We start from the raw sequence: 23,992 nt of genomic DNA on the forward strand, positions 1-23,992 counted from the left end.
CCGATGTAACTGACCGCAACCCCTTCCCCTATTCTGTTGTCAGGTACCCGACTGCCAGCCGCCGCCCAGCGCCGTCACCAACCCCACACTCGCTTGCAATTGCCGCGTCTGCACCGCTTGCAAGGTCCTTTGCGCCTGCAACGCTGCCGTCTGCGCTGTCACTACGTCCAGGTAACTCACCGCGCCGGCTTGATAGCTGTTCATCGCCAACGACTGCGTGTGCAGCGCGGCATCCGCTGCCGCCTGTTCATCCTGTGCCTCCTGCTGCAAATCGCGCAGTTGCGCCAGGTTGTCTTCCACTTCGCGCACGGCCTTCAGCACTTGGCTGCGGTACTGCGCCGAGGCTTGTTCAAACTCGGCTTTGGCTTGGCGTTCGTTGGCACTCAAGCGACCGCCGTCGAAGATCGGCACGTTCATCAGCGGCCCCAGCGCCCAATACCGATTGCCCGCCGACAGTAAGTTCCCCACGCCTTGGGTCTGTCCGCCGATCAACCCGGTCAGACTGAAATCCGGGTACCACGCCGCCTTGGCCACGCCGATATTCGCGTTGGCCGCAAATACCCGGCGCTCTGCCGCTGCAATATCCGGGCGACGTTGCAGCAGGTGGCTTGGCAACTGCGATGGAATTGCCGGCAGGGCGATCAGCTGTTGGCTCGCCGGCAGAGTGAAGTCGCTGGCCGCCACGCCGACCAGTTCACCGATGGCATGCTCGGTCAGGTTGCGTTGCCCGCGCACTTCATCGAGCTGGGCCTTGGCTTCGGCCAACTGGTTTTGCGCGCGCGTGAGGTCAAGTTCAGACGCGATCTGGCCTTCATAACGGCTGCGGGTCAGTTGCAACGCCTGGCTGAAATCGTCCAGCGAGCTGTCGAGAATCCGACTCTGCGCATCCAGCCCATTGAGTTGCACATACAGGCTCGCCAACTGCCGTTGCAGGCTCAAGCGCGCCACCGCCAGGTCATCCGCGGACGCTTGCGCCTGGGCATCGCCGGCCGCCACCTGATTGCGGATCTTGCCCCACAGGTCCAAGTCATAACTCAACGAAAACCCGGCCGTGTTGCTGTTGTACACCGACGGCTGCGTCGCCCCGCGCAGCGGGCGTGAGTCGGATTGGCGCTGGCGCAACGGCTGCGCGCTGGCGTTGATCTGCGGGAACAAGCCGGCATGCAACTGGCTGGCATACGCCTGGGACGCATCGAAGTGCGCCAGCGCCGCCGCCAGGTCGGGGTTGGCCGTGAGCAGTTGCTGTTGCAGGGCGTTCAGGCGCGCATCGTGGTACAGCGTCCACCATTGCGGCGCCAGTTGATCGGACGGTTGCGCGCTGTGCCACGGGCCGTCGCTGGTCTGTTCGCGGTAGTTGGCCGGCAGGTCAAGCGCCGGCACTGTGTAGGTCGGCGCCAGCGAGCAACCTTGCAATGCCAGCAGCATCAGCGCCGCGAGGGGCTTAAGCCTTGGGCGCATGGGCACCTCCGGCGGCGTCGGCCAGTTGCACCGGGTCGCCTTCGCGCAGGGCATCGGGCGGGTTGTCGACGATGCGGTCGGCGGGGTTCAGGCCCTGGTCGATCACCAGGCGTTCGCCCAGGTCCAGGCCGATATGGATGGTTTGCAGGTGCACGTGGTTGTGTGTGTCCAGCACCGCCACTTGCGTGCCTTGGGCGCGGAAGATCAGCGCGCTGGCCGGAATGCTCACGCCATGGGTGTCCGCCGGGATCGGCAGGGTGGCTTCGGCGTAGTCGCCGGGGAGCAATTCGCCGTGGGGGTTGTCGGCGACGAACTGCGCGAGCAGGGTGCCGGAGCGTCGGTCGATGGCGGTGGAGTCGCCGATCAGGCGCGCCTTGAAGTGCTCGCCAGGGTGTTCGGGGACGGTCAGTTCGGCTTCCAGTCCTGGGTGGATCACCGCCGCGTAGTTCTGCGGCACCGGCACATAGAGTCGCAGCTGATGGGTGTCGGCAATGCTGAACAGCTCCGGGTCGCTGTCGGTGTCGGCCTTGATCAACTGGCCGATGTCAGTGTTGCGCGCGGTGATGGTGCCGGCGAAGGGCGCGCGCAGGGTCTTGTAGCTTTCCAGGGCCGACAGCCGTGCGTAATCGGCGGCGGCCGCCTCGGCGTTGGCTTTCGCCGCCGCAGCGTTGGAGGTTTTTTCATCGGCTTCCTGGCGCGATACCGAGTGGCTGGCCAGCAGGTTTTCCCAGCGGGTCGCAGTGGTGGCGGCCAAGCGTGCGTTGGCCTGCTGCTGGATCAGGCGCGCATGGGTCTGCGCCAACTGTTGATCGAGGTCGGGACTGTCGATTTCGGCAAGGACCTGCCCGGCCTTGACCTGGCTGCCGATGTCGACTTTCCAGTCCTTCAGGTAGCCGCTGACCCGCGCATGAATCGGCGCTTTGCTCCAGGCCTCAAGGTGGGCGGGCAGGCGCAGGCTGTCGCCGGTCACGTTTTGCTGCGGCTGGAACACCATCACCTGGGGGATGGCCGCAGTTTCGGTCCAGGCCGTGACGGATCGTTCGTGCATTGTGCGGGCGTACAGGCCGTTGGCGACCAGCAGGGCGGCCAGGGTCAGGCCGCCGACACCCATGAGCATCAGACGCTTGCGTGAGGGTTTGTGATCAGACGACATGGGACGTTTCTCCAGCAATTGCGCGAGTAGGGTGACGACCGTGGACCAGGCTGAAGACCACGGGAACAAACAACAAAGTGGCGGTGGTGGCGAGGATCAGGCCACCGATTACGGCGCGGCCCAATGGCGCGTTCTGTTCTTCGGAAAGGGCCAGGGGCAGCATGCCGATGATCATCGCCAGGGCGGTCATGCACACCGGGCGAAAGCGTGTGTAACCGGCTTCCAGCGCGGCCTTGAGCGCATCGCCATGCTCGGCCAGGCGTTCGCGGCAGAAGCTCACCACCAGGATCGAGTTGGAGGTGGCCACCCCCATGCACAGGATCGCGCCGGTCAACGCGGGCACCGACAGCGACGTGCCGCTGAGGAACAGCATCCACACGATGCCCGCCAGTGCCGCCGGCAGCGCGGTGATGATCACGAACGGGTCGACCCAGGACTGGAAGTTGACCACGATCAGCAGGTAGATCAGCACCACTGCGCCGAGCAGGCCGAAGCTCAAGCCACTGAAGGCTTCGTGCAGCGCGTCGATCTGCCCGTGCAGGCTGATCGTCGCGCCTTTGGGGCGCAGGTGCGCGGTGTCGTCCAGTACCTTTTGCACGTCGCGGGCCACGCCGCCGAGGTCGCGGCCTTGCACGTTGGCGTACAGGTCCAGGGTCGGTTCGATGTTGTAGTGGGTCACCACCGCCGGGCTTTGCACCCGGGAGATGCTCGCCACGCCGCCGAGGATCTGCGACTGGCCATCGGCACCGGTCACCGGCAGCGCTTCCAGCGCCGGCAGGCTGTCGAGGCGGTATTGCGGGGTGGCGGCGACGATGGAATAGGACACGCCGTTGGCCGGGTTGAGCCAGAAGGTCGGCGCGGTTTGCGAGCTGCCGGCCAGCGACGCGACCATGCTGTTGGTCACGTCGCGCTCGGTGATGCCCAGGCCGTTGGCGCGCAGGCGGTCGACGTTGACCTGTAGCGACGGGTAGCCGGTGGACTGCTGGATGCGCAGGTCGGCGATGCCCGGTACGTGTTGCAGACGGCGCTCGAGTTCCACGGCGTAGGCGCGGTTTTCGGCGTCGCTGCGCCCGGAGATTTTCACGTCCAGCGGCGCCGGCGTGCCGAAGTTGAGGATCTGGCTGCTGATGTCCGCCGGCAGGAACGCGAAGTGGCTGCCGGGGAAACTCTGCGGCAGCGCTTCACGCAGTTTCTTCACGTAATCGGCGGTGGGGGCGTGGTGTTTTTTCAGGCTGACCTGGATGTCGCCATCCTGCGGGCCAATGGTGCCGCTGCTGCTGTAGGCCATGTCGATGCCGCTCAGCGGAATGCCGATGTTGTCGACGATGGTGTCGAGTTCTTCGGCGGGGATCACCTCACGAATCCGCGCTTCGATGCGGTCGAAGGCAGCGGCGCTTTCTTCGATGCGCGTGCCCAAGGGCAGGCGCACATGCAACGCCAGCGCACCGGCATCGGTGGCCGGGAAGAAGTCCTGGCCCAGGCTCGGCAGCAGCAGGAACGAGGCCAGCACACAGGCTAAAAAGCCTGCGATAAAGCCCTTGCGATTGCCCAGGGCCAGCGTCAGCAGGCCATGGTAGGTGTCGCGGATGTTCGAGAAGTGCCGCTCGAAGCCCTGTTGGAAATTCAGCACCGATTGCAGCACGGCATTGCGTGGCTTGCGGTGCTGTTCACCCTCGTGGTGGTTGATGAACGCATCTTCCGGGTGGTGCCCCGTGCCGGGTTCCGGCGTGTGCGGCTTGAGCAGGTACATCGCCAGGGTCGGCACCAGGGTGCGCGAGAGGATGAACGAACTGGCCATGGCAAAGATCACTGCCAGGGCCATCGGCCGGAACAGGTAGCCGGCGATGCCTTGCAGCAGGAACATCGGCACGAACACGATGCAAATGCACAGCAGGGAGACGAACGCCGGGCCGACGATCTGCGCGGCGCCGTCGAGAATCGCGGTCTTCACCGCCTTGCCCTGTTCCAGGTGCCAGTTGATGTTTTCGATGGTTACCGTGGCGTCGTCCACCAGAATCCCCACCGCCAACGCCAGGCCGCCGAGGGTCATCACGTTGAGGGTCTGCCCGCTGACTGCCAACAGCGCGATGGCCGACAGCACCGCCAGGGGAATCGACGCGGCGATAATCAATGTGGAGCGCCAGCTGCCGAGGAACAGCAGGATCATCGCACTGGTCAGCAGCGCGGCGATGATGCCTTCCTGGGCCACGCTGCCCACCGATTGCTTGACGAACACCGAGGCATCGCCCAGCAGCGAGGTCTTCAGCGACGGCGGCAGGGTTTCGTTGATGCGCGGCAGCATCTGGCGGATGCCGTCGATGATCGACAGGGTGGAGATGCTGCCGTTTTTCAGCGCCGGCATCAGCACCGCGCGATGGCCGTCGACGCGCACGATGTTGGTCTGCGGTGGCGAACCGTCGCGCACGTGGGCCACCTGGCCGATGGTGATCAGCGCGCCATCGACGGTCTTGATCGGCAGGTCGTTGAGTTCATCGATCGCCTTGGGGCTGTTGTTGAGCAGGATCGTGTATTCGTCGGGGCCGAGCTTGGCGGTGCCCACCGGGATGATCTGGTTCTGCAACGCCAGGGCATTGCCCACGTCCTGGGCCGACAAGCCTTTGGCGGCCAGCGCCTGGGGGTCGAGGTCGAGGGTGATCTGCCGCTGTTTGCCGCCCATGGGCGTCGGCATGGCCAGGCCGGGTAGGGCGCTCAGGGGCAGGCGGATATTGTTCTGCACCAGGTCGCGGATCTTGGCTTCCGACAGTGTCGGGCTGGAGAACGCCATTTGCAGGATCGGCACCGTCGACGCGCTGTAGTTGAGAATCAGCGGCGGCGTGATGCCTGGTGGCATTTGCTTGAGCACGGTTTGTGACACCGCCGTCACTTGCGCGTTGGCGGTGCGGATATCGACGCCGGGCTGGAAGAAAATCTTGACGATGCCCATGCCGGGCAACGATTGCGATTCGATGTGTTCGATGTCGTTGACGGTGGTGCTCAGGGAGCGTTCGTAGGTGTAGATCACCCGGCCGGCCATGGCGTCCGGCGACAGGCCGTTGTACTGCCAGACCACGGCGACCACGGGGATGCCGATATCGGGAAATACATCGGTCGGGGTGCGCAGGGCCGCCATCGGTCCGATGATGCAGATGAATAGGGCCAACACGATAAACGTGTATGGCTTTTGCAGTGCGGTCTTTACCAGCCCGAGCATGCGTAAACCTCCAATGGAGCAGGATTGCAAACCCCGGCAGTCTTGACCGACCCACCTAACACGCACCTTTCAGCCAGGTGAAGGAAGATTTAGGTAAGGGCTGAAGATCGTTTCATATGTATTCATTTGTTCTACATGGGGGGGCTCCGCAAGCTTGTAGCCCAACGGACACGACGTCGTTTCGCCGCGTCTTTCTACGAATGTTCTTTGGAGCCCTGCCATGTCACTCAAACCTTTTTTGTTGATTCCCGCCCTGGGTGCGGTGTTGCTGCTGTCGGCCTGCGCCGGCCCGATTCCCAAGGCAGACCCGAGCGAAGCCTGGATCGGCCTGAAAGAAGAAGCGCCGAACGATCTGATGGCCGAGCGTGTGGATGGCAAGCGTGTGGATGACGGGCGCTTTTTCGAGGTGACCCCAGGCAACCATCGCTTGGACGTGACGTTATTCGAGGAGGAACCCGGCGACGACAACCAGCGGGACTGCCAGGGCAGTGTCGAATACAAGCATTTCAAGGCGGGTGAGCATTACACCCTGATGGAGTCGAGCCTGGGCACGACCGTGCGCGCATCCCTTGAGGATGGTCACGGCAAGGAAGTAGCGGCCACCCAGGACTTCAGTTGCATGCCGGGCTAGGCGTGGTGCCCCGCTGCCTTATGGCGCTTGGCGGGTGCAGCGGGTTTGACGTGGGGGTGATGGTGCCGGCGGGTAATGCGCAACACCCCCCACAACATGGCGCTGGCAACGGCCAGCCAACCGCAGATCAACAGGAAAATCGTTGTAGCAAGGCTCATTCTGGCCTCCTTTCGCCCCGCTCGGGGCACACACAGTCTGTTCAATGGACAGTCTAGCTACCCGCCGGTTGCCTGCTATTGACCAATGGTCGAGTCGCGTCAACTTCTTTGCTCTATCGCCGCGGGTTTATAGAGCGGACGGCGATTCTTTGATGACGCGGGTTATCGGGGAGAACGCGGCGTTCTCTGGTTTTTCGCGAGCAAGCTCGCTCCTACGGGGAACATCCGCCGCGATTGGGCTATGATCTGGCCCTTCACCGGCAGTTGATCAAGAGAGTAAAAAATTGCGGTTACGGTCGAACGTTAAAACATCCTTATTGTTGGCCTTTGCCCTGGGGCTTGCGGCCTGTTCCAGTGTGTCGAAACTGCCGGGCCTGCCGGAGCGCGTCGAACTCAACGGCGTGCCGAGCTTTCGCAGCGACGCTTATCAGAGCGCTCCTACGGCTCTGGCCAGCATGCTGTCGCAACAAGGCATTGTCATGACACCGGGCTTGCTGGAAAAGCCATTGCACTTGCCGGGCGGTGAGGCGGACCTCGAGCGCAACATGCAGGTGCTGGCGCGCGAGTACGGGCTGATGGTGTACCCGCTGGATGCCAAGCTCACGGCGGTGCTGGCGCAGGTGGCGGCGGGTTACCCGGTGATGGCGCGGGTGAGCGGCGGGTTGTTGTCCAGCACGCACTACGTGGTCGTGGTGGGTTTCAACCAGCAGAAAAGCACGCTGCTGCTGCGCTCAGGCAAGGATCGGCGGCTGTTGATGAGCTTCAGCGACTTTGAATCGAAGTGGAGCAGCGCCGGCCACTGGGCAATCCTCACCCAGCGTCCGAGCCAGTTGCCGGCCAATGTGGATGCGCAGCGTTGGCGCGCTGCGGCCAACGCCACGGCCCAGGCCGGCCAGGAGCGGGCCGCGGCCCAGGCGCTGAAGGTGCTGGCCGAGAGCAAGTAACCGCGCTCGCGTCAGCCCTACACCGTGGCGCCGAAGATCGCCCCCACGGCGGCCGTGATGCCCATGGCGAGTGCTCCCCACAGGGTCACTCGCCAAGCGCCGATGAAGATGTTCGCCCCGCCGGCCCTGGCCGCAACGGCGCCCAGGCTGGCCAGGAACAGCAGGGACATGCCGGATATCCACGGCACGACGCTGTGGGTCGGGGCGATGATGGTCACCGCCAGCGGCAACACCGCACCCACCACGAAACTCGCCGCCGAGGCGAGCGCCGCCTGCAGCGGTTTGGCCGTGAGCGTCGCGCTGATGCCCAACTCGTCCCGTGCGTGTGCGCCCAGTGCATCGTGCGCCATCAATTGATCGGCCACCTGATGGGCCAGTTCGGATGACACCCCTCGATTCATGTAGATGTGGGCAAGCTCGCTGTGCTCGGCCTTCGGGTTGTTCGCCAGTTCCGCCTGTTCGCGGGACAGGTCGGCGCGCTCGGTATCGGCCTGGGAATGCACGGAAACGTATTCGCCGGCCGCCATGGACATCGCGCCCGCCACCAGCCCGGCCAGGCCGGTGACGATCAGCGAGGCATGGGTGGCGTTGGCCGCGGCCACGCCGATCAACAGGCTGGCGGTGGAGACGATCCCGTCATTGGCTCCAAGGACGGCGGCGCGCAGCCAGCCGATACGGTCACTGCGGTGGGATTCGGTGTGCCGGTGCATGAATTTCATGGATGTGCGGGACTCACGTGCGTGGGCGGGGTTGGGTCGGACGGCTGTCAATCTGCGCCTGCAGAATGCCGCCGACAATGGATATTTCTCTGAGTCGGTCACCCTCGCGCAGCACGAACAGTGCGTCCATCCCGCGGGCCTGGGCCACGCGCGGGCCTTCGCTTTCGCCCAGCACCATCAGTGCCGTGGCCCAGGCGTCGGCGAGCATGCACGAGGCGGCCACCACCGTCACGGCTGCGACGCTATTGCACAGCGGCGCGCCGGTGGCCGGGTTCATGGTGTGAGCATAGTGGCGACCCTTTACGTCAATCCAGTGTCGGTAGTCGCCGGAGGTGGCGATGGCGGCATCGCAGAGTTCCATGACCCCCATCACTTCGCGCACGCCACGGCACGGTTTTTCAATCGCCACGACCCAGGGTTGCGCATCCGGTTTGCTGCCGCGGGCACGCATCTCGCCATCGATGCCGACCAGATAGTCGGTCAGCCCGAAGCCGTCCAGGCAGCGGGCCAGTTCGTCGACGCCAAAGCCTTTGGCGATCGCGTTGAGGTTGAGCTGCAGCGGCGCGCGTTTGCGCACTTGGTGGCGTTGGGTGTCCACCGTCAGCGCGGCATTTGCCGAGAGAGCGCTGCGCGGCGCCAGGGTGTCGAGGGGCTGCTCGGTCACCGACGATGCGCCGGGACCGAAGCCCCAGGCTTCTACCAGATCACCGACCGCGATGTCGAAGGCGCCGCCGGATTGCTGGCCGACCCGCAGCGCGGCGGCCAGAACCGTGACCAGCTCTTCAGGCACCGGCAGCCACACTTGCTCAGGGGCAGCATTGAGGCGATTGAGGTCGGAGTCGGCTTTCCAGGTAGACATCTGCTGGTCCACGCGGCCCACGGCCTGGGCCAGAGCGCGGTTGATCGCGTCGGTGTCGAGGCCGGCCTCGGCGTAGAACAGGGCGGTGTAGCGCGTGCCCATGGTCTCGCCGTTGAGGCTGTAGCGTTGTGTCTCAGTAGACGTCTTCACGGTAGCGTCCTTGTGTCTTGAGGGCCTGCACGCTCAAGTTGAGCGGCGCCAGCACTTCGTCCAGGGCGTGCATCACGCCTTTGGCCATTTCACGGCTGCCACACACCAGCACCTGGGCGCCTTTTTCAATCAGCCGGCGCAATGCCAGGGCATCGCTGAGCAGCCGGTCCTGCACATAGCTGCGGTCCTGGACCTGGGAAAACGCAGCGCGCAAGGCGGTCAAGCGGTGGTCCGCCAGGTAACGGTTGAGCTCCGGTTCATAGAGGAAATCCGAAGCCGGGTTACGCCCGCCCCAATACAAGTGCATCGGGTGCTTGGCGGTGTTGTGGCGAATAAAGCCCGCCAGGGGCCCGATACCAGTGCCGGCGCCGATCAGAATCACCGGGTGCGCGCCCGACGCCGGACGGAATTGCGGATTGGGCTGGATGAACGCTTCGACCGACCCACCGATCTCCAAGTCATGCAGGAACCCCGAGCATAGACCGCCTGGGTGTTTGCGCACGCAGATTTCCAGCACGCCGTCGTCGGCGCAGCTGGCCAGCGAGTAAAAGCGCGGCGCCGGGTTATCCGGCAGGAAAATGCCGACCAGATCACCGGCCTGGAAGCGCGGTAGCCCACCCTTGGCCTTGAAGCGCAGGACGTGGGTCGGTGCGTTCACGGCTTCGCCATAGACGATGCGCTCGCTCAGCTCCAGTTGACAGGTGCTTGGGCGCTGCGCCGTGTGGATCAGCGGCAGGTCGTGACCCAGCGGTACCGCCAGCGCGTCGCCCCAGCGCGCGAATTCCTGGGAGGATTGGCGGTTCACGGTTTCCAGCCCCAGCAAGGGCGTGCCGCCGACCTGCACCATCGCGTCCTGCACCTGATGGGCGTACTGACAGAACCTTGGAAACTGCCTATCGCCAAACCCGAGTACCGCAAAAGGCAGGCCGGGTTTGAGGCCCAGTCGCTTGAGGCGCGCCAGGAATTGCGTGGCTGATGCCGGTGCATCGCCGTCGCCGTGGGTGGCGGTGAGGATGAACAGGCGCTGGGCGGCACGGTATTCGCCTGTCCACTCATTCATCGCGGCACTGTGAACCCGGTGCCCGGCCTGGTGCAGCGCGGCGTGCAAGGTGTTGGCAAAGCCCCAGGTGCCGTTGTTTTCGCTGCCCACCAGAATCACGCTGTCGGCGGCGTGGGCCGGGCTGTTATGACGAATCTTCGGTGCGGCTTTGCGGCGCCGCCACCACAGCAGCATGCCGGTCACACTCATCAACGGTACGCTGAGGGCGCAAACCCCGAGGATCAAGCCCAGCCACCAGAGGCCTTCACCGGTGTGCAATTGATAGATCAATTGATACAGGTCGTGCATTGAATCGTGGGGCTGATACGCCAGCAGCTCGCCGCTGACCGGGTCCACGTAGCCATCACCCTGGGCGGTGCGCAGGGAAAACACGTCCTCGGGGTTGCCGGGGCTCGGGTAAACCAATTCGCGCAGGTCATTCAAATCGGTGGCCTGCAACGCTTGCAGGTTGGCCACCGGTTGCGTCGCGCCGACGCTGATATGCGCGGGGAAGGCCGGTTCAGCCTGACTGCCGTCGGCGATCAGGCCGAAGGTCGTGGCGCACATGTACAGCCCGCTCAAGGCCGACAGCAGCAGCCCAAGCAAGGCCAGGCGCCCGACTTCGGCATGCCAGCGCTGGCTGAACGAGCCGCGCAGCGGCCGCAACAGGTTGCGCAGGCCACCCAGGCGGCGCGCCAGCAACAGCGCCCCGGACACCGAGAGCAGCAACATGACAAACGCGCCGACGCCCGCGATCCCATGCCCCACCGTGCCCATGAACAGCGAGCGGTGCAGGTCTTTTACCCAGCGCGAAACGGCGGACGGCTCATAGGCCCCGAGCCCCTGGCCGGTGAGTGGGTCGACCGTTTGCGCACCGGCCTGGCCGTCCTGGTTGTAGTAGATGATTACCGTCCCGGACGCTGTGCGCTGGATCTGCTCCACCCCCGGGAAATGGTTGGCGATGCGTCCCGCCAATTGCCCGACATTGACCTGCCCGGCAGCGGTCGAGGTGCCGTGCAGGCGTTCCAAGGCCGGATTGACGGACAGCACTGCGCCGCTGATGGCCAACAACATGACCAGCAGGGCGGCGATCAGACCGGGCAGTGAATGGAACTGGCGAAGCATGTTCAGCCTCCAGAAGTCGCAGGTGTTACAGGTCGTAGGTGAAAGACTTGACATACGTGCTGCCGCTGACCGGCTTGTGCGAGCCGCTCGAGGTCAGGGGGACACTCACATCGGCGCGGGTGTCGCGTTTGTCTTCCACGGCGCTGTCGATACGGATCTGATACCCGGCATCGATCAAGGTGTCGGCCAGTTCGACACTGACGGTGAGGGTGTCGCCGCTGCCGACGCTGGCGCCGCTGAGCCCGTCGAATTCGTTCGGGTTCATGCCGCTGCCACGCGCCCAGTCGCTCAGGTGGCGGTAGTACTTGGACTTTTTGCCAGCGACCCACAGGGTTTTCTGGTACTTGCCGTTGGCGTCGGTGACGTAGATCGCCAGGTACGCGCCGTTGCCGCTGTAGTCCTTGAGCTGGGTGGTCAGGGTCACTTCGCGGGCCTGGGCCAGCCCCGGCAGGGCAATGGCACCGGCGAGGCAAGTTGCAGCAATGATTTTTTTCATGGGGATGTCCTGGTTGAATGATGTGGCGAGAGCCTGGACCTGCTGGCTGACAGCAACCTGAAAGCCATGGAAAAACGCAAAGTTCATTCAGATCCGGGGCGGTTGAGGTAATCCCGGGCGTCGCCGTTGTCGCCGAAATGGATTTCCAGTTTGCGCAATCGCAGCGAGGCTGGGGCATAGCTGGCTTCGATCGCATTGCCTTTGCGGTCGGTGGCCTTGAGTTCGTAGCAGCCGTCGTCGACCTTGATGCGCTGCACGCTCCAGCCGTATTGCTGTTCCACGTGTTGGCGCAGGGTCTCGCGGGGTTGCCAGTCGCTGACCGGCTCACTGCAGTCGTCATCGGCCAAGGCGTGTGTGCCGAGCAGGACGCCCAGCAGTGCGGTGCTGACAATAAAAGCTGATTTCATGATCTGTCTCCGGCCGGATGGGCATTTGCGGCTTACCCTAAAGGTCATTCCTGACAACCAGCTGAATCTTCAGATTCACGTCAGGTAAGGTGGGTAAGGTGCTGCACGACAACCATCACAGGAGGTGCCAGATGCGGGTTTTATTGGTCGAGGACGCGCCCGGACTGGGCGAGGCGGTACGCGAACAGATAGCCGATGACGGCCATGCCGTCGACTGGGTGCAGCGCCTGGACCATGCGAACGCCAGTGTGCGCACCACGCCCTACGACCTGATTCTGTTGGATCTGATGCTGCCCGATGGTCGCGGGCTGGACTTCCTGCGCCAGCAGCGCGCAGTCGGCAACGTGACCCCGGTGATCATCCTCACCGCCCAGGACCAGATATCCGACCGCATCGCCGGCCTCAATGCCGGGGCGGACGATTACCTGGTCAAGCCATTCGACCTGTTCGAACTCTCGGCCCGAGTGGCCGCCGTGGCCCGGCGTTACAGCGGCAACCCCAACCCGCAGATCAGGCTCGGCGACCTGCAAGTCGATATGAGCGCACGCACCGTGCAGCGCGCCGGCATCACCATCGATCTGACGGCCCGCGAGTGGGCACTGTTCGAGGCGTTTGTGCAGCGTCCCACGGCATTGCTGTCGAAGGCGCAGCTCGAAGAGCGTTTGTACGCCTTTGGCGCGGAAATCGAGAGCAACACCATCGAGGTCTATATCAGCCGCTTGCGTAAGAAACTGGGGCGCGACCTGGTGGAAACCGTGCGTGGCATGGGCTATCGGTTGATGGCCGCATGAAGTCGCCGATCAGTCTGCAAAAGCGTCTTGGCCTGGGCTTGACCCTGGGCATGACCTTGCTCTGGCTGGGCGCGACCGTCGGTGCCTGGCTGGTGGTGCAGCATGAATTGAACGAGGCGTTCGACAGCGCCCTGGAAGAGACTGCACAACGCATCCTGCCCCTGGCGGTGCTGGAAATCAGCAACCGCGAAGCGCCGCGTACCGCCCAGCACGTCGCCACCCTGAAAATGCACAAGGAATACCTGACGTACCTGGTGCGCGACGCTGAGGGGCAGATCCTGATGCAGTCCCATGACGCCAACCCGAAGATTTTCAACGAGCACCCGAGCGAAGGGTTTTCCACCACGCAAAAATACCGTTTGTATGGCGCCAGTGCGTTGCGCAACACCCTGTTCATTGAGATCGCCGAGCCGTTGGGACATCGCCGTGAGGCGGCGCGGGAAGCCTTGCTCGCGTTGTTGTTGCCGTTGCTGGCGCTGATCCCCATCAGCCTGTTGGGCACATGGCTGTTTGTGCGTCTCAGCTTGCGTAGCGTGTTGGCCTATCGCCGTGCCGTGGAAGCCCGTGGCGTGGGGGATTTGTCGCCGATCAGCGTGGCGCGCCTGCCGGCGGAAATCGACCCGTTGGCCGATGCGGTCAACCGTCTGCTGGAGCGCTTGCGCAAGGCGTTGGAGGCCGAGCGCAGTTTCACCGCCAACAGCGCCCATGAGTTGCGCACGCCGTTGGCCGCGACGTTGGCGCAGATCCAACGCTTGCGCCAGGAAGCGCCGCAAGGCCCGTTGCGCACGCGCGCGGCGAAGATCGAAGACTCACTGCGCGAGCTGGCAAGGCTGTCGGAGAAGCTGATGCAGTTGGCCAAGGCCGAGGGCGGCGGGCTGTTGTCCGAGGCACCCCAGGACCTGATTCCCTTGCTGGCCCATGGTGTCGATGAGTGGAATCGCAGCAGCGGGCAGCGCATTCGCTTGCAACTGCCAACCGAGGCCAGCGTTTATTGTGCGATCGACCCGGATGCGTTCGGCATCCTGCTGCGCAATTTGATCGAGAACGCATTGAAGTACGGCGCTGCGGATCAGCCGGTCGAAGTCAGCCTCACGGAGCAGGCGCTGCTGCGGGTCGTCAATGGCGGACCGGTGGTGCCGGCACCGGTGTTGCAACGCCTGACCGAACGCTTCGTGCGTGGCAGCAGCGAAGCCAGTGGCACAGGCTTGGGCCTGGCGATTGCCAAGACCATCGCTCAAGGGGTCAAGGCGCGTATGACCCTGGCATCGCCAGCGACCGGCAGGGCGGATGGGTTTGAGGTCACTGTCCAGTTTTTATGCGTGCCGAGCGCTTGAATGAGTCGCTCTGGGCGTCAATCGAGGCGCCTGCTTTGCGGCTATAGCGCAGACAAAAAAATGCCCCGATCCGATCGGGGCATTGGCTGGGCTGACGCCGTTTCGTGTGGCGGGGCTCAGCGACTGACTTCGGCAGCGTTCCCGCGATTCTTCAGGTTCTTGTCGGCCTTGTAGCGCAACGCTACATCCGGAACCGAACCGCCTTTGCCGGTCTCGACCCAGTTGCGAATGCGGTTGGCATCGGCGAAGTGGGTGAGTTTGCCGAAGGCGTCGAGGATCACCAGCGACACTGGGCGGTTACCCATGCTCGTCACGAGCACCAGGCAGTGGCCGGCCTGGTTGGTGAAGCCGGTCTTGGTCAGCTTGATATCCCAGTTGGCGCGGTTGATCAGGTGGTCGGTGTTGGAGAAGCCCAGGGTGTAGTTGGGCTTGCGGAACGCCACGGTCTTTTCCTTGGTGGTGCTCAATTGGCTCAGCATCGGGAATTTGCGCGCATAGGCCAGCAACTTGCTCAGGTCGCGGGCAGTGGACACGTTATGGATCGACAGGCCAGTGGGCTCGACGTAGTGAGTGCTGGTCATGCCCAGCGCCTTGGCTTTGGCGTTCATCGCCGCGATGAAGGCCGCATAGCCGCCCGGATAATGGTGGGCCAGGCTGGCGGCAGCGCGGTTTTCCGAGGACATCAGGGCAATCAGCAACATCTCTTTGCGCGGCATTTGGCTGCCGATCTTCACGCGGGAGAACACGCCTTTCATCTCCGGCGTGTCGCTGATGTTGATGTCGATGTATTCATCCATGTTCTGCTTGGCCTCAAGCACGATGAGGCCGGTCATCAACTTGCTGACCGACGCGATGGGCACCACCACGTCGGGATTGCTGGAATAGATGACCTTGTTGGTCTGCAGATCCACCAGCATGGCGCTGCCGGAAGCGATTTGCAGTTTGGATGTATCACGCGGGGCCAGGGTGGATTCGGCGGCGTGCGCAAAGGTGCCTGTGAAAGCGAACAATAGGCTGACGAGAGAGAGACGAATTTTCACGCGGATGAACTCGCTAAAAAAGTAAAGAAATCCCGTTCTGCAACGGGCCTTATGAAAAATCACGTTACATTTTAGGAGTATGGATCAGAAAACGATAGAGAGCCTTTAAATAAAGGCTGTAAGACGATGATTGGTCGAACTTGTACTTATCCGTGGACAAAAAATGGCCCGCTTATGGGCGGGCCAAATGGAGTTCTTCAAAGGAGTAGGGGTAAGTTGCGCCCGATTGCGTCGATGGCGGGTGAAAAGGATGTCGAAGAATCGAGAAACCAGAGCGATCATCAGCCTCGGCGGCGTTATTGAATGCGCGGTTCAGCGCTTCCCCGTTGGCGGACCCCTGCACGGTGAAAGCAGAGCATGAGGTTTACACCCAAAACAAAAAGCCCTGCGCGAAGGCAGGGCTTTTTCAGTGCGGCGGCCGATCAGCCGTGCAGGGTTTCTGCGGCATACAAGGTGTTTTCCAGCAGGCAGGCACGGGTCATCGGGCCGACGCCACCGGGTACCGGCGTGATCCAGCCGGCACGGGGCAGGGCGGTTTCGTACACCACATCGCCGACCAGCTTGCCATCAGCCTGGCGGTTGATACCGACGTCGATGACGATGGCACCTTCTTTGATCCACTCGCCTTTGACCAGGCCCGGCTTGCCGGCGGCAACCACCACCAGGTCCGCCCGGCCAACGTGGCCGGCCAGATCCTTGGTGAAGCGGTGGGTGACGGTCACGGTGCAGCCGGCCAGCAACAATTCCATGGCCATCGGGCGACCGACGATGTTCGACGCGCCGACGATGACGGCGTCGAGGCCGTACAGGTCGACACCGGTGCTTTCCAGCAGGGTCATGATGCCTTTGGGCGTGCACGGGCGCAGCAGCGGGATCCGCTGGGCGAGGCGGCCGACGTTGTACGGATGGAAGCCGTCGACGTCTTTGTCCGGGCGGATGCGTTCCAGCAGCTTGGAGGCGTCCAGGTGCGCGGGCAGCGGCAGTTGCACCAGGATGCCATCGATCGCCGGGTCGTCATTGAGGCCGTCGATCAGGTCGGTGAGCGCCTGTTGGGTGGTGTCGGCAGGCAGGTCGTAGGCCTTGGAGATAAAGCCGACCTCTTCACAGTCTTTACGCTTGTGCGAGACATAAACCTGAGAGGCAGGATCGCTGCCGACCAGGATCACCGCGAGGCCCGGCGTGCGCAAGCCTTGCTGGCGACGCTCGGTGACGCGCTTGGCGATCTGCTGGCGCAGGCTGGCGGCGATTGATTTGCCGTCGATAAGTTGTGCAGTCATTACGCGTGATTAACCATCGAGAGGGGGAAGAAAAGTGCGCGCATTCTCGCATGCCAAGACGTGAGGGCAAAGGCGCTTGGTCTGCAAATTGGCCTAACCCCTTAAATAAAATGAATTTTTTTTAAAAAAGATTTGACGGGTTTCGGGACCCTCTATACTATTCGTCGCACTTGTCGGGCACAGCCTAGCACTGGTTAAGAAGGTCGAGTGGGATTGTTGTTCTGCAAGGCTGGAAGCACTTAGTTTGTAATCCTCCAAGAGTACAGATTAATCAGGCGCCCGTAGCTCAGCTGGATAGAGCATCCGCCTTCTAAGCGGATGGTCGCAGGTTCGAGTCCTGCCGGGTGCGCCATTAGGCAGCTTTGGCACAAGTAGCGCTATATGGTGGGCGTAGCTCAGTTGGTAGAGCACGGGATTGTGACTCCCGTTGTCGAGGGTTCGATCCCCTTCGTCCACCCCATATTTAGAAAGGCGCCAGATTAATCATCTGGCGCCTTTGCTTTAAGAGCTTCAAGCGCGGATGTGGTGGAATTGGTAGACACACTGGATTTAGGTTCCAGCGCCGCGAGGCGTAAGAGTTCGAGTCTCTTCATCCGCACCAATTAAAGCTTTGTTCAGCCATGGGGCAGGGCAAGGCTCAACAAAGAAGTGGTTTGGTTTCTTTGTTAACGCAATATGGTGGGCGTAGCTCAGTTGGTAGAGCACGGGATTGTGACTCCCGTTGTCGAGGGTTCGATCCCCTTCGTCCACCCCATATTCGAAAGGCGCCAGATTTAACAGTCTGGCGCCTTTTTTTGTTTTAGCGTTTCGAGTATCGGCGGCTGCAGGCACTGGGTCGCAACGGCAGGGCGTTTCGTCGTATTTATGTTTCTCGATGATGCTGCGCTGCCTGCCGATCCCGTTCTCGGGGTTGGCCGTCAGGGAGATGATTGGCGACCTCTTCTATATATAGAAGGGTTGGCGCAGAGCCCTGGCGTGATTGGCTGTATTTGTCACCGGGGCGAGGTGCATTCGTGCATTCGTACCGATAAATTGCCTGCTGTTTTTTTACCCGTTTCCAGTAGGGTGACTTCTTGAGTTTGACCCACTAGAATGCATGCCCTTGATTCTGGGGTCGGAAACGGCCGGCTAACGTCTGTGCAACGAGGAATATCCATGCAAGTTTCTGTTGAAAATACTACTGCTCTCGAGCGCCGCCTGAGCATCACCGTGCCGGCAGAGCGTATCGAAACTGCGGTCAACAAGCGTCTGCAGCAGACTGCCCAAAAGGCCAAGATCGCTGGTTTCCGTCCAGGCAAAGTGCCAATGAGCGAAATCAAGCGCCGTTTTGGTGCCGATGCGCGTCAGGAAGCTGTCGGTGACGTGATCCAGGCTTCTTTCTACGAAGCGGTCGTTGAGCAAAAGCTGAACCCGGCTGGCTCGCCTTCGATCGAGCCCAAGTCCCTGGAAGCTGGCAAGGACCTGGAATACGTAGCCGTATTCGAAGTGTTCCCAGAGTTTGAAGTTGCCGGTTTCGACGGCATCGCTATCGAGCGCCTGAGCGCCGAAGTGGCTGATTCCGACCTGGACAACATGCTGGAAATCCTGCGCAAGCAGAACACTCGTTTTGAGGTGGCCGAGCGTGCCGCCCAGAACGAAGATCAGCTGAACATCGATTTCGTGGGCAAGGTCGACGGCGAAGCATTCGCTGGCGGCTCGGCCAAGGGTACTCAACTGGTGCTGGGTTCCAACCGCATGATCCCTGGTTTCGAAGACGGTCTGGTGGGGGCAAAAGCCGGCGAAGAGCGCGTGCTGAGCCTGACTTTCCCGGCTGATTACCAGAACCTGGACCTGGCTGGTAAAGCCGCCGAGTTCACCGTGACCGTCAACAGCGTTTCCGAGCCTAAGCTGCCAGAGCTGAATGAGGCGTTCTTCGCTCAATTCGGCATCAAGGAAACCGGGATCGAAGGCTTCCGTACCGAAGTTCGCAAGAACATGGAGCGTGAGCTGCGTCAGGCCATCAAGTCCAAGGTCAAGAACCAGGTCATGGACGGTCTGCTGGCTACCAACCCGATCGAAGTGCCTAAGGCTCTGCTGTCCAACGAAGTGGATCGCCTGCGCGTGCAAGCGGTTCAGCAGTTTGGTGGCAACATCAAGCCAGACCAACTGCCGGCCGAGCTGTTCGAAGAGCAAGCCAAGCGCCGCGTCGTGCTGGGCCTGATCGTGGCCGAAGTGGTCAAGCAGTTCGACCTCAAGCCTGACGAAGACCGCGTTCGCGAAATGATCCAGGAAATGGCTTCGGCCTACCAGGAGCCTGAGCAGGTTGTGGCTTGGTACTACAAGAACGACCAGCAGCTGAACGAAGTACGTTCGGTTGTGCTGGAAGAACAAGTTGTGGATACTGTTCTGCAGAAGGCTAAGGTGACCGATAAAGCGGTCTCTTACGAAGAAGCAGTCAAGCCGGCGGAAGCAGCACAAGCCGACTGATTGTCCAATTCGTTGGAAATTCAACCATAAGCCAGCCTCGCGCTGGCTTATGCGTTTTCAAGACATGACTATTTGGGAGTAACTGCAGAGCATGTTCCGTAATTCCTATATTCAGCAGAACTCTGATATCCAGGCCGCAGGCGGCCTGGTCCCGATGGTTGTCGAGCAGTCCGCTCGTGGCGAACGCGCCTACGACATCTACTCGCGCCTGCTCAAGGAGCGAGTGATCTTTCTGGTGGGCCCGGTAGAGGACTACATGGCCAACCTGATCTGTGCGCAACTGCTGTTCCTTGAAGCGGAAAACCCGGACAAGGACATCCATCTTTACATCAACTCTCCGGGCGGTTCGGTAACGGCGGGCATGTCGATCTACGACACCATGCAGTTCATCAAGCCGAACGTATCGACTACGTGCATCGGTCAGGCATGCAGCATGGGCGCGTTCCTGCTCACCGCGGGTGCTCATGGCAAGCGTTACTGCCTGCCGAACTCCCGTGTGATGATTCACCAGCCACTGGGCGGTTTCCAGGGCCAGGCGTCGGATATCGAAATCCACGCCAAGGAAATCCTGTTCATCCGCGAGCGTCTCAACACGCTGATGGCCAAGCACAGCGGGCGCACCCTGGAAGAAATCGAACGCGACACCAATCGCGACAACTTCATGAGCGCGGAAATGGCGCGTGAATATGGGTTGATCGACGAAGTGATCGAAAAGCGCCCCGCTTAATATAAGCCGCTCAAAATAAGGCTGTTCGGCACATCCGACACCTGTGGGCTTGAAAAAGCCCGCATAAGCCTTCATCTTGTGTTGCAAGCCTATCGGATTTGGATCGAACGAATGACTGACACCCGCAACGGCGAGGACAACGGCAAGCTGCTCTATTGCTCCTTCTGTGGCAAAAGCCAGCATGAAGTACGCAAATTGATTGCCGGCCCCTCGGTCTTTATCTGCGACGAGTGCGTCGACCTGTGCAATGACATCATCCGTGAGGAGGTGCAGGAAGCACAGGCCGAAAGCAGCGCGCATAAATTGCCTTCGCCTAAAGAAATCAGCGGCATCCTTGACCAATACGTCATTGGTCAAGAGCGTGCAAAGAAGGTTCTGGCCGTAGCGGTGTACAACCACTACAAGCGTCTGAACCAGCGTGACAAGAAAGGCGACGAAGTCGAACTCGGCAAAAGCAACATCTTGCTGATCGGCCCTACAGGCTCGGGTAAAACCCTGCTTGCGGAAACCCTCGCTCGCCTGCTGAACGTTCCGTTCACCATCGCCGACGCCACCACCCTCACCGAGGCTGGCTACGTGGGCGAAGATGTCGAGAACATCATTCAGAAACTGCTGCAGAAGTGCGACTACGACGTAGAGAAAGCCCAGATGGGTATTGTCTACATCGACGAAATCGACAAGATTTCGCGCAAGTCCGACAATCCGTCGATTACCCGGGACGTTTCCGGTGAAGGCGTACAGCAGGCTCTGTTGAAGCTGATCGAAGGCACGGTTGCTTCCGTACCGCCGCAAGGTGGCCGCAAGCATCCGCAGCAGGAATTCCTTCAGGTTGATACGCGTAACATCCTGTTCATCTGTGGCGGTGCGTTCTCCGGTCTGGAAAAGGTTATTCAAAACCGTTCCACCCGTGGCGGCATCGGGTTCAGTGCAGAAGTGCGCAGTAAGGAAGAAGGCAAGAAGGTGGGCGAGTCCCTGCGTGAAGTCGAGCCTGACGATCTGGTCAAGTTCGGTCTGATCCCTGAATTCGTTGGCCGTCTGCCGGTCCTGGCTACGTTGGACGAGCTGGATGAGGCTGCTCTGATTCAGATCCTCACCGAGCCGAAAAACGCCCTGACCAAGCAATACGCCAAGCTGTTCGAGATGGAAGGTGTAGACCTCGAGTTCCGTACCGACGCGCTCAAGTCCGTGGCCAAGCGGGCGCTGGAGCGTAAGACGGGTGCACGTGGCCTGCGTTCTATCCTCGAAGGCGTGTTGCTCGACACCATGTATGAAATCCCCTCGCAATCCGAGGTGAGTAAAGTGGTGATTGACGAAAGCGTTATAGAAGGTAAGTCCAAGCCACTGTATATCTATGAAAACAGTGAACCGGCTGCCAAGGCTGCGCCAGACGCGTAAGCGTTTCGCAGTTTCGGTACAAACAAGGGGCCTCTAGGGGCCCCTTTGTTTTTCATAAGAATTTTTACTGCGTGTAACAGCAGGCATTGAGCTTGTTTTTTTTACACGCAGCCCCCATCTTGGCTTCAAGCTTACTTTTCAACTGTCATAGAGGCGAAATCATGAAGACAACCATCGAATTGCCTCTCCTGCCGTTGCGTGATGTCGTCGTCTATCCGCACATGGTTATCCCGCTGTTCGTGGGGCGCGAGAAGTCTATCGAAGCCCTCGAGGCTGCGATGGCGGGCGATAAGCAGATCCTGCTGTTGGCCCAGAGAAATCCTGCTGACGATGATCCGGGCGAAGACGCCCTGTATCGCGTTGGTACCGTGGCAACCGTGCTGCAACTGCTCAAGCTGCCCGATGGCACCGTCAAGGTGTTGGTGGAAGGCGAACAGCGCGGCGCGGTCGAGCGGTTCATGGAGGTGGACGGCCACCTGCGTGCCGAAGTGGCACTGATCGACGAAGTCGAAGCTCCTGAGCGTGAGTCCGAAGTTTTTGTACGCAGCCTGCTCTCGCAGTTCGAGCAGTATGTGCAGCTGGGCAAAAAAGTCCCGGCTGAAGTGTTGTCGTCCCTCAACAGCATCGATGAGCCAAGCCGCCTGGTCGACACCATGGCGGCGCACATGGCGCTGAAAATCGAACAGAAGCAAGACATTCTGGAGATCATCGACCTGGCCGCCCGTGTTGAACACGTGCTGGCGCTGCTGGATGCCGAAATCGATCTGTTGCAGGTCGAGAAACGCATTCGTGGTCGCGTGAAGAAACAAATGGAGCGCAGCCAGCGCGAGTATTACCTGAATGAGCAGATGAAGGCCATTCAGAAAGAACTCGGCGACAGCGAGGAAGGCCACAACGAAATCGAAGAGTTGAAAAAACGCATCGATGCCGCCGGCTTGCCAAAAGACGCCCTGACCAAAGCCAATGCCGAGTTGAACAAACTCAAGCAAATGTCGCCGATGTCGGCCGAAGCCACTGTGGTTCGTTCCTACATCGACTGGCTGGTGCAGGTACCTTGGAAGGCCCAGACCAAAGTCCGCCTGGACCTGGCCCGCGCCGAGGACATCCTTGATGCGGATCATTACGGCCTCGAAGAAGTCAAAGAACGCATCCTCGAATACCTCGCCGTGCAAAAGCGCGTGAAGAAAATTCGTGGCCCGGTGTTGTGCCTGGTCGGTCCGCCGGGTGTGGGTAAAACCTCCCTAGCCGAGTCCATCGCCAATGCCACCAACCGTAAATTCGTGCGCATGGCCCTCGGCGGCGTGCGCGATGAAGCGGAAATTCGTGGTCATCGGCGTACCTACATCGGTTCGATGCCAGGAAGATTGATTCAAAAGATGACAAAGGTGGGTGTACGCAACCCGCTGTTCCTGCTCGACGAAATCGACAAAATGGGCAGCGACATGCGTGGCGATCCGGCATCGGCTTTGCTGGAAGTGCTCGACCCCGAGCAGAACCACAACTTCAATGACCACTACCTGGAGGTCGACTACGACCTCTCCGATGTCATGTTCTTGTGCACCTCCAACTCCATGAACATTCCGCCAGCGCTGCTGGACCGGATGGAGGTGATTCGTCTGCCGGGCTACACCGAAGACGAGAAGATCAATATCGCGGTCAAATACCTCGCGCCCAAGCAGATTTCAGCCAATGGCTTGAAAAAAGGCGAGATCGAATTCGAAGTCGAGTCGATCCGTGACATGGTGCGCTACTACACCCGCGAGGCCGGTGTACGGGGGCTTGAGCGCCAGATTGCGAAGATTTGCCGCAAGGCGGTCAAAGAACATGCGCTGGAAAAACGTTTTTCGGTGAAGGTCACCGCCGATGTGCTGGAGCACTATCTCGGCGTGCGTAAATTCAGTTATGGCCTGGCTGAACAGCAGGACCAGGTAGGGCAGGTGACTGGCCTGGCGTGGACCCAGGTGGGCGGTGAACTGCTGACTATCGAAGCTGCAGTGATCCCGGGCAAAGGTCAATTGATCAAGACCGGTTCCCTGGGTGATGTGATGGTCGAGTCCATTACTGCCGCGCAGACCGTGGTACGCAGCCGCGCGAGGAGCCTGGGGATCCCCCTGGACTTCCACGAGAAGCACGATGTCCATATCCATATGCCTGAGGGGGCGACCCCTAAAGACGGTCCTAGTGCAGGTGTAGGCATGTGCACGGCGCTGGTGTCGGCATTGACTGGCATTCCAGTGCGCGCCGATGTCGCAATGACCGGGGAAATTACCCTGCGTGGTCAGGTATTGGCGATCGGTGGTTTGAAAGAGAAACTGCTGGCTGCGCATCGAGGTGGCATCAAGACCGTGATCATTCCAGAAGAGAATGTTCGCGACTTGAAGGAAATCCCGGACAACATCAAGCAGGATCTTCAGATTAAACCGGTTAAATGGATTGACGAGGTCCTGCAAATTGCGCTGCAATACGCGCCGGAGCCCCTGCCGGATGTAGCTCCGGAGATAGTCGCGAAGGACGAAAAACGCGAGTCTGATTCCAAGGAAAGAATTAGCACGCATTAATCCGCTAAAGCCTGGGGGCTTCCTTGACAGCTTTTTAGAGCCCTTGTTATAAAG

The 23,992-nt window shown here is 61.1% G+C and carries 19 protein-coding genes and 4 tRNA genes; 12 read left to right on the forward strand and 11 right to left on the reverse strand.

All coding sequences use genetic code 11. The features are described from left to right. Positions 1 to 39 precede the first annotated feature (39 nt). The 3 genes from BLR63_RS04420 to BLR63_RS04430 are packed head-to-tail and all read right to left on the reverse strand — an operon-like array spanning position 40 to position 5,822. Positions 40 to 1,458 carry an efflux transporter outer membrane subunit gene (locus tag BLR63_RS04420; RefSeq protein WP_042946797.1) on the reverse strand — a complete coding sequence of 473 codons (1,419 nt, stop codon included), beginning with the start codon at positions 1,456 to 1,458 and terminating at the stop codon, positions 40 to 42. Then, positions 1,442 to 2,611, reverse strand: a complete 1,170-nt coding sequence (locus tag BLR63_RS04425) for an efflux RND transporter periplasmic adaptor subunit (protein WP_010564890.1) — start codon at positions 2,609 to 2,611, stop codon at positions 1,442 to 1,444. The genes BLR63_RS04420 and BLR63_RS04425 overlap by 17 nt, the downstream gene beginning before the upstream one ends. Next, positions 2,601 to 5,822, reverse strand: coding sequence for an efflux RND transporter permease subunit (locus tag BLR63_RS04430; protein WP_010564891.1), 3,222 nt, complete (start codon positions 5,820 to 5,822; stop codon positions 2,601 to 2,603). The genes BLR63_RS04425 and BLR63_RS04430 overlap by 11 nt, the downstream gene beginning before the upstream one ends. 220 nt (positions 5,823 to 6,042) lie before the next feature. On the opposite strand from BLR63_RS04430, the gene BLR63_RS04435 reads away from it, so the two are divergent. Further along, positions 6,043 to 6,453 (forward strand): PA0061/PA0062 family lipoprotein, encoded by a 411-nt coding sequence (locus tag BLR63_RS04435; protein ID WP_010564892.1) that lies wholly within the window; start codon positions 6,043 to 6,045, stop codon positions 6,451 to 6,453. Here the strand turns inward: BLR63_RS04435 and BLR63_RS31455 are convergent. Further along, positions 6,450 to 6,611: a hypothetical protein gene (locus BLR63_RS31455; RefSeq protein ID WP_010564893.1), complete on the reverse strand. Its 162-nt coding sequence runs from the start codon at positions 6,609 to 6,611 to the stop codon at positions 6,450 to 6,452. The genes BLR63_RS04435 and BLR63_RS31455 overlap by 4 nt on opposite strands. Before the next feature lie 284 nt (positions 6,612 to 6,895). Here BLR63_RS31455 and BLR63_RS04440 point away from each other — a divergent pair, with 284 nt between their 5' ends. Next, positions 6,896 to 7,555: a C39 family peptidase gene (locus BLR63_RS04440; protein ID WP_042946798.1), complete on the forward strand. Its 660-nt coding sequence runs from the start codon at positions 6,896 to 6,898 to the stop codon at positions 7,553 to 7,555. A 17-nt stretch (positions 7,556 to 7,572) separates the two neighbouring features. Here the strand turns inward: BLR63_RS04440 and BLR63_RS04445 are convergent, their stop codons facing one another. The 5 genes from BLR63_RS04445 to BLR63_RS04465 form a co-directional block, all read right to left on the reverse strand. Then, positions 7,573 to 8,274, reverse strand: a complete 702-nt coding sequence (locus BLR63_RS04445) for a VIT1/CCC1 transporter family protein (protein ID WP_010564895.1) — start codon at positions 8,272 to 8,274, stop codon at positions 7,573 to 7,575. A 13-nt stretch (positions 8,275 to 8,287) separates the two neighbouring features. After that, positions 8,288 to 9,283, reverse strand: a complete 996-nt coding sequence (locus BLR63_RS04450) for an FAD:protein FMN transferase (protein WP_010564896.1) — start codon at positions 9,281 to 9,283, stop codon at positions 8,288 to 8,290. Continuing rightward, positions 9,267 to 11,447: a PepSY domain-containing protein gene (locus BLR63_RS04455; RefSeq protein ID WP_010564897.1), complete on the reverse strand. Its 2,181-nt coding sequence runs from the start codon at positions 11,445 to 11,447 to the stop codon at positions 9,267 to 9,269. Before BLR63_RS04455 ends, BLR63_RS04450 begins: the two co-directional genes overlap by 17 nt. A gap of 25 nt (positions 11,448 to 11,472) precedes the next feature. Continuing rightward, positions 11,473 to 11,943 (reverse strand): DUF2271 domain-containing protein, encoded by a 471-nt coding sequence (locus BLR63_RS04460; RefSeq protein ID WP_010564898.1) that lies wholly within the window; start codon positions 11,941 to 11,943, stop codon positions 11,473 to 11,475. Between the two features lie 83 nt (positions 11,944 to 12,026). Continuing rightward, positions 12,027 to 12,350: a PepSY domain-containing protein gene (locus BLR63_RS04465; RefSeq protein WP_010564899.1), complete on the reverse strand. Its 324-nt coding sequence runs from the start codon at positions 12,348 to 12,350 to the stop codon at positions 12,027 to 12,029. Positions 12,351 to 12,481: 131 nt separating this feature from the next. Here BLR63_RS04465 and BLR63_RS04470 point away from each other — a divergent pair, with 131 nt between their 5' ends. Next, a complete protein-coding gene (locus BLR63_RS04470; RefSeq protein ID WP_010564900.1) occupies positions 12,482 to 13,141 on the forward strand; it encodes a response regulator transcription factor in 660 nt (219 codons plus the stop codon). Further along, positions 13,138 to 14,475, forward strand: coding sequence for a sensor histidine kinase (locus BLR63_RS04475; protein WP_010564901.1), 1,338 nt, complete (start codon positions 13,138 to 13,140; stop codon positions 14,473 to 14,475). Before BLR63_RS04470 ends, BLR63_RS04475 begins: the two co-directional genes overlap by 4 nt. 116 nt (positions 14,476 to 14,591) lie before the next feature. Here BLR63_RS04475 and pbpG read toward each other — a convergent pair whose 3' ends face one another. After that, a complete protein-coding gene (pbpG, locus tag BLR63_RS04480; RefSeq protein WP_010564902.1) occupies positions 14,592 to 15,515 on the reverse strand; it encodes a D-alanyl-D-alanine endopeptidase in 924 nt (307 codons plus the stop codon). A 422-nt stretch (positions 15,516 to 15,937) separates the two neighbouring features. After that, positions 15,938 to 16,792, reverse strand: a complete 855-nt coding sequence (gene folD, locus BLR63_RS04485; protein ID WP_010564903.1) for a bifunctional methylenetetrahydrofolate dehydrogenase/methenyltetrahydrofolate cyclohydrolase FolD — start codon at positions 16,790 to 16,792, stop codon at positions 15,938 to 15,940. Between the two features lie 275 nt (positions 16,793 to 17,067). On the opposite strand from folD, the gene BLR63_RS04490 reads away from it, so the two are divergent. The 8 genes from BLR63_RS04490 (at position 17,068) to lon (ending at position 23,938) form a co-directional block, all read left to right on the forward strand. Next, positions 17,068 to 17,144, forward strand: a tRNA-Arg gene (locus BLR63_RS04490). Positions 17,145 to 17,176: 32 nt separating this feature from the next. Next, a tRNA-His gene (locus BLR63_RS04495) sits at positions 17,177 to 17,252 on the forward strand. A gap of 56 nt (positions 17,253 to 17,308) precedes the next feature. Continuing rightward, positions 17,309 to 17,393, forward strand: a tRNA-Leu gene (locus BLR63_RS04500). 77 nt (positions 17,394 to 17,470) lie between these two features. Next, positions 17,471 to 17,546: transfer RNA gene (locus BLR63_RS04505), tRNA-His, on the forward strand. 401 nt (positions 17,547 to 17,947) lie between these two features. Further along, positions 17,948 to 19,258 (forward strand): trigger factor, encoded by a 1,311-nt coding sequence (gene tig / locus BLR63_RS04510; protein ID WP_010564904.1) that lies wholly within the window; start codon positions 17,948 to 17,950, stop codon positions 19,256 to 19,258. Positions 19,259 to 19,349: 91 nt separating this feature from the next. Beyond that, positions 19,350 to 19,985 (forward strand): ATP-dependent Clp endopeptidase proteolytic subunit ClpP, encoded by a 636-nt coding sequence (clpP, locus tag BLR63_RS04515; protein WP_010564905.1) that lies wholly within the window; start codon positions 19,350 to 19,352, stop codon positions 19,983 to 19,985. Between the two features lie 111 nt (positions 19,986 to 20,096). Then, entirely contained in the window at positions 20,097 to 21,380 is a 1,284-nt protein-coding gene (clpX, locus tag BLR63_RS04520) for an ATP-dependent Clp protease ATP-binding subunit ClpX (RefSeq protein WP_010564906.1), read from the forward strand. 161 nt (positions 21,381 to 21,541) lie between these two features. Next, positions 21,542 to 23,938 carry an endopeptidase La gene (gene lon, locus BLR63_RS04525; RefSeq protein WP_010564907.1) on the forward strand — a complete coding sequence of 799 codons (2,397 nt, stop codon included), beginning with the start codon at positions 21,542 to 21,544 and terminating at the stop codon, positions 23,936 to 23,938. Positions 23,939 to 23,992 lie beyond the last annotated feature (54 nt).

The organism is Pseudomonas extremaustralis (assembly GCF_900102035.1).
Lineage (GTDB): Bacteria > Pseudomonadota > Gammaproteobacteria > Pseudomonadales > Pseudomonadaceae > Aquipseudomonas > Aquipseudomonas extremaustralis.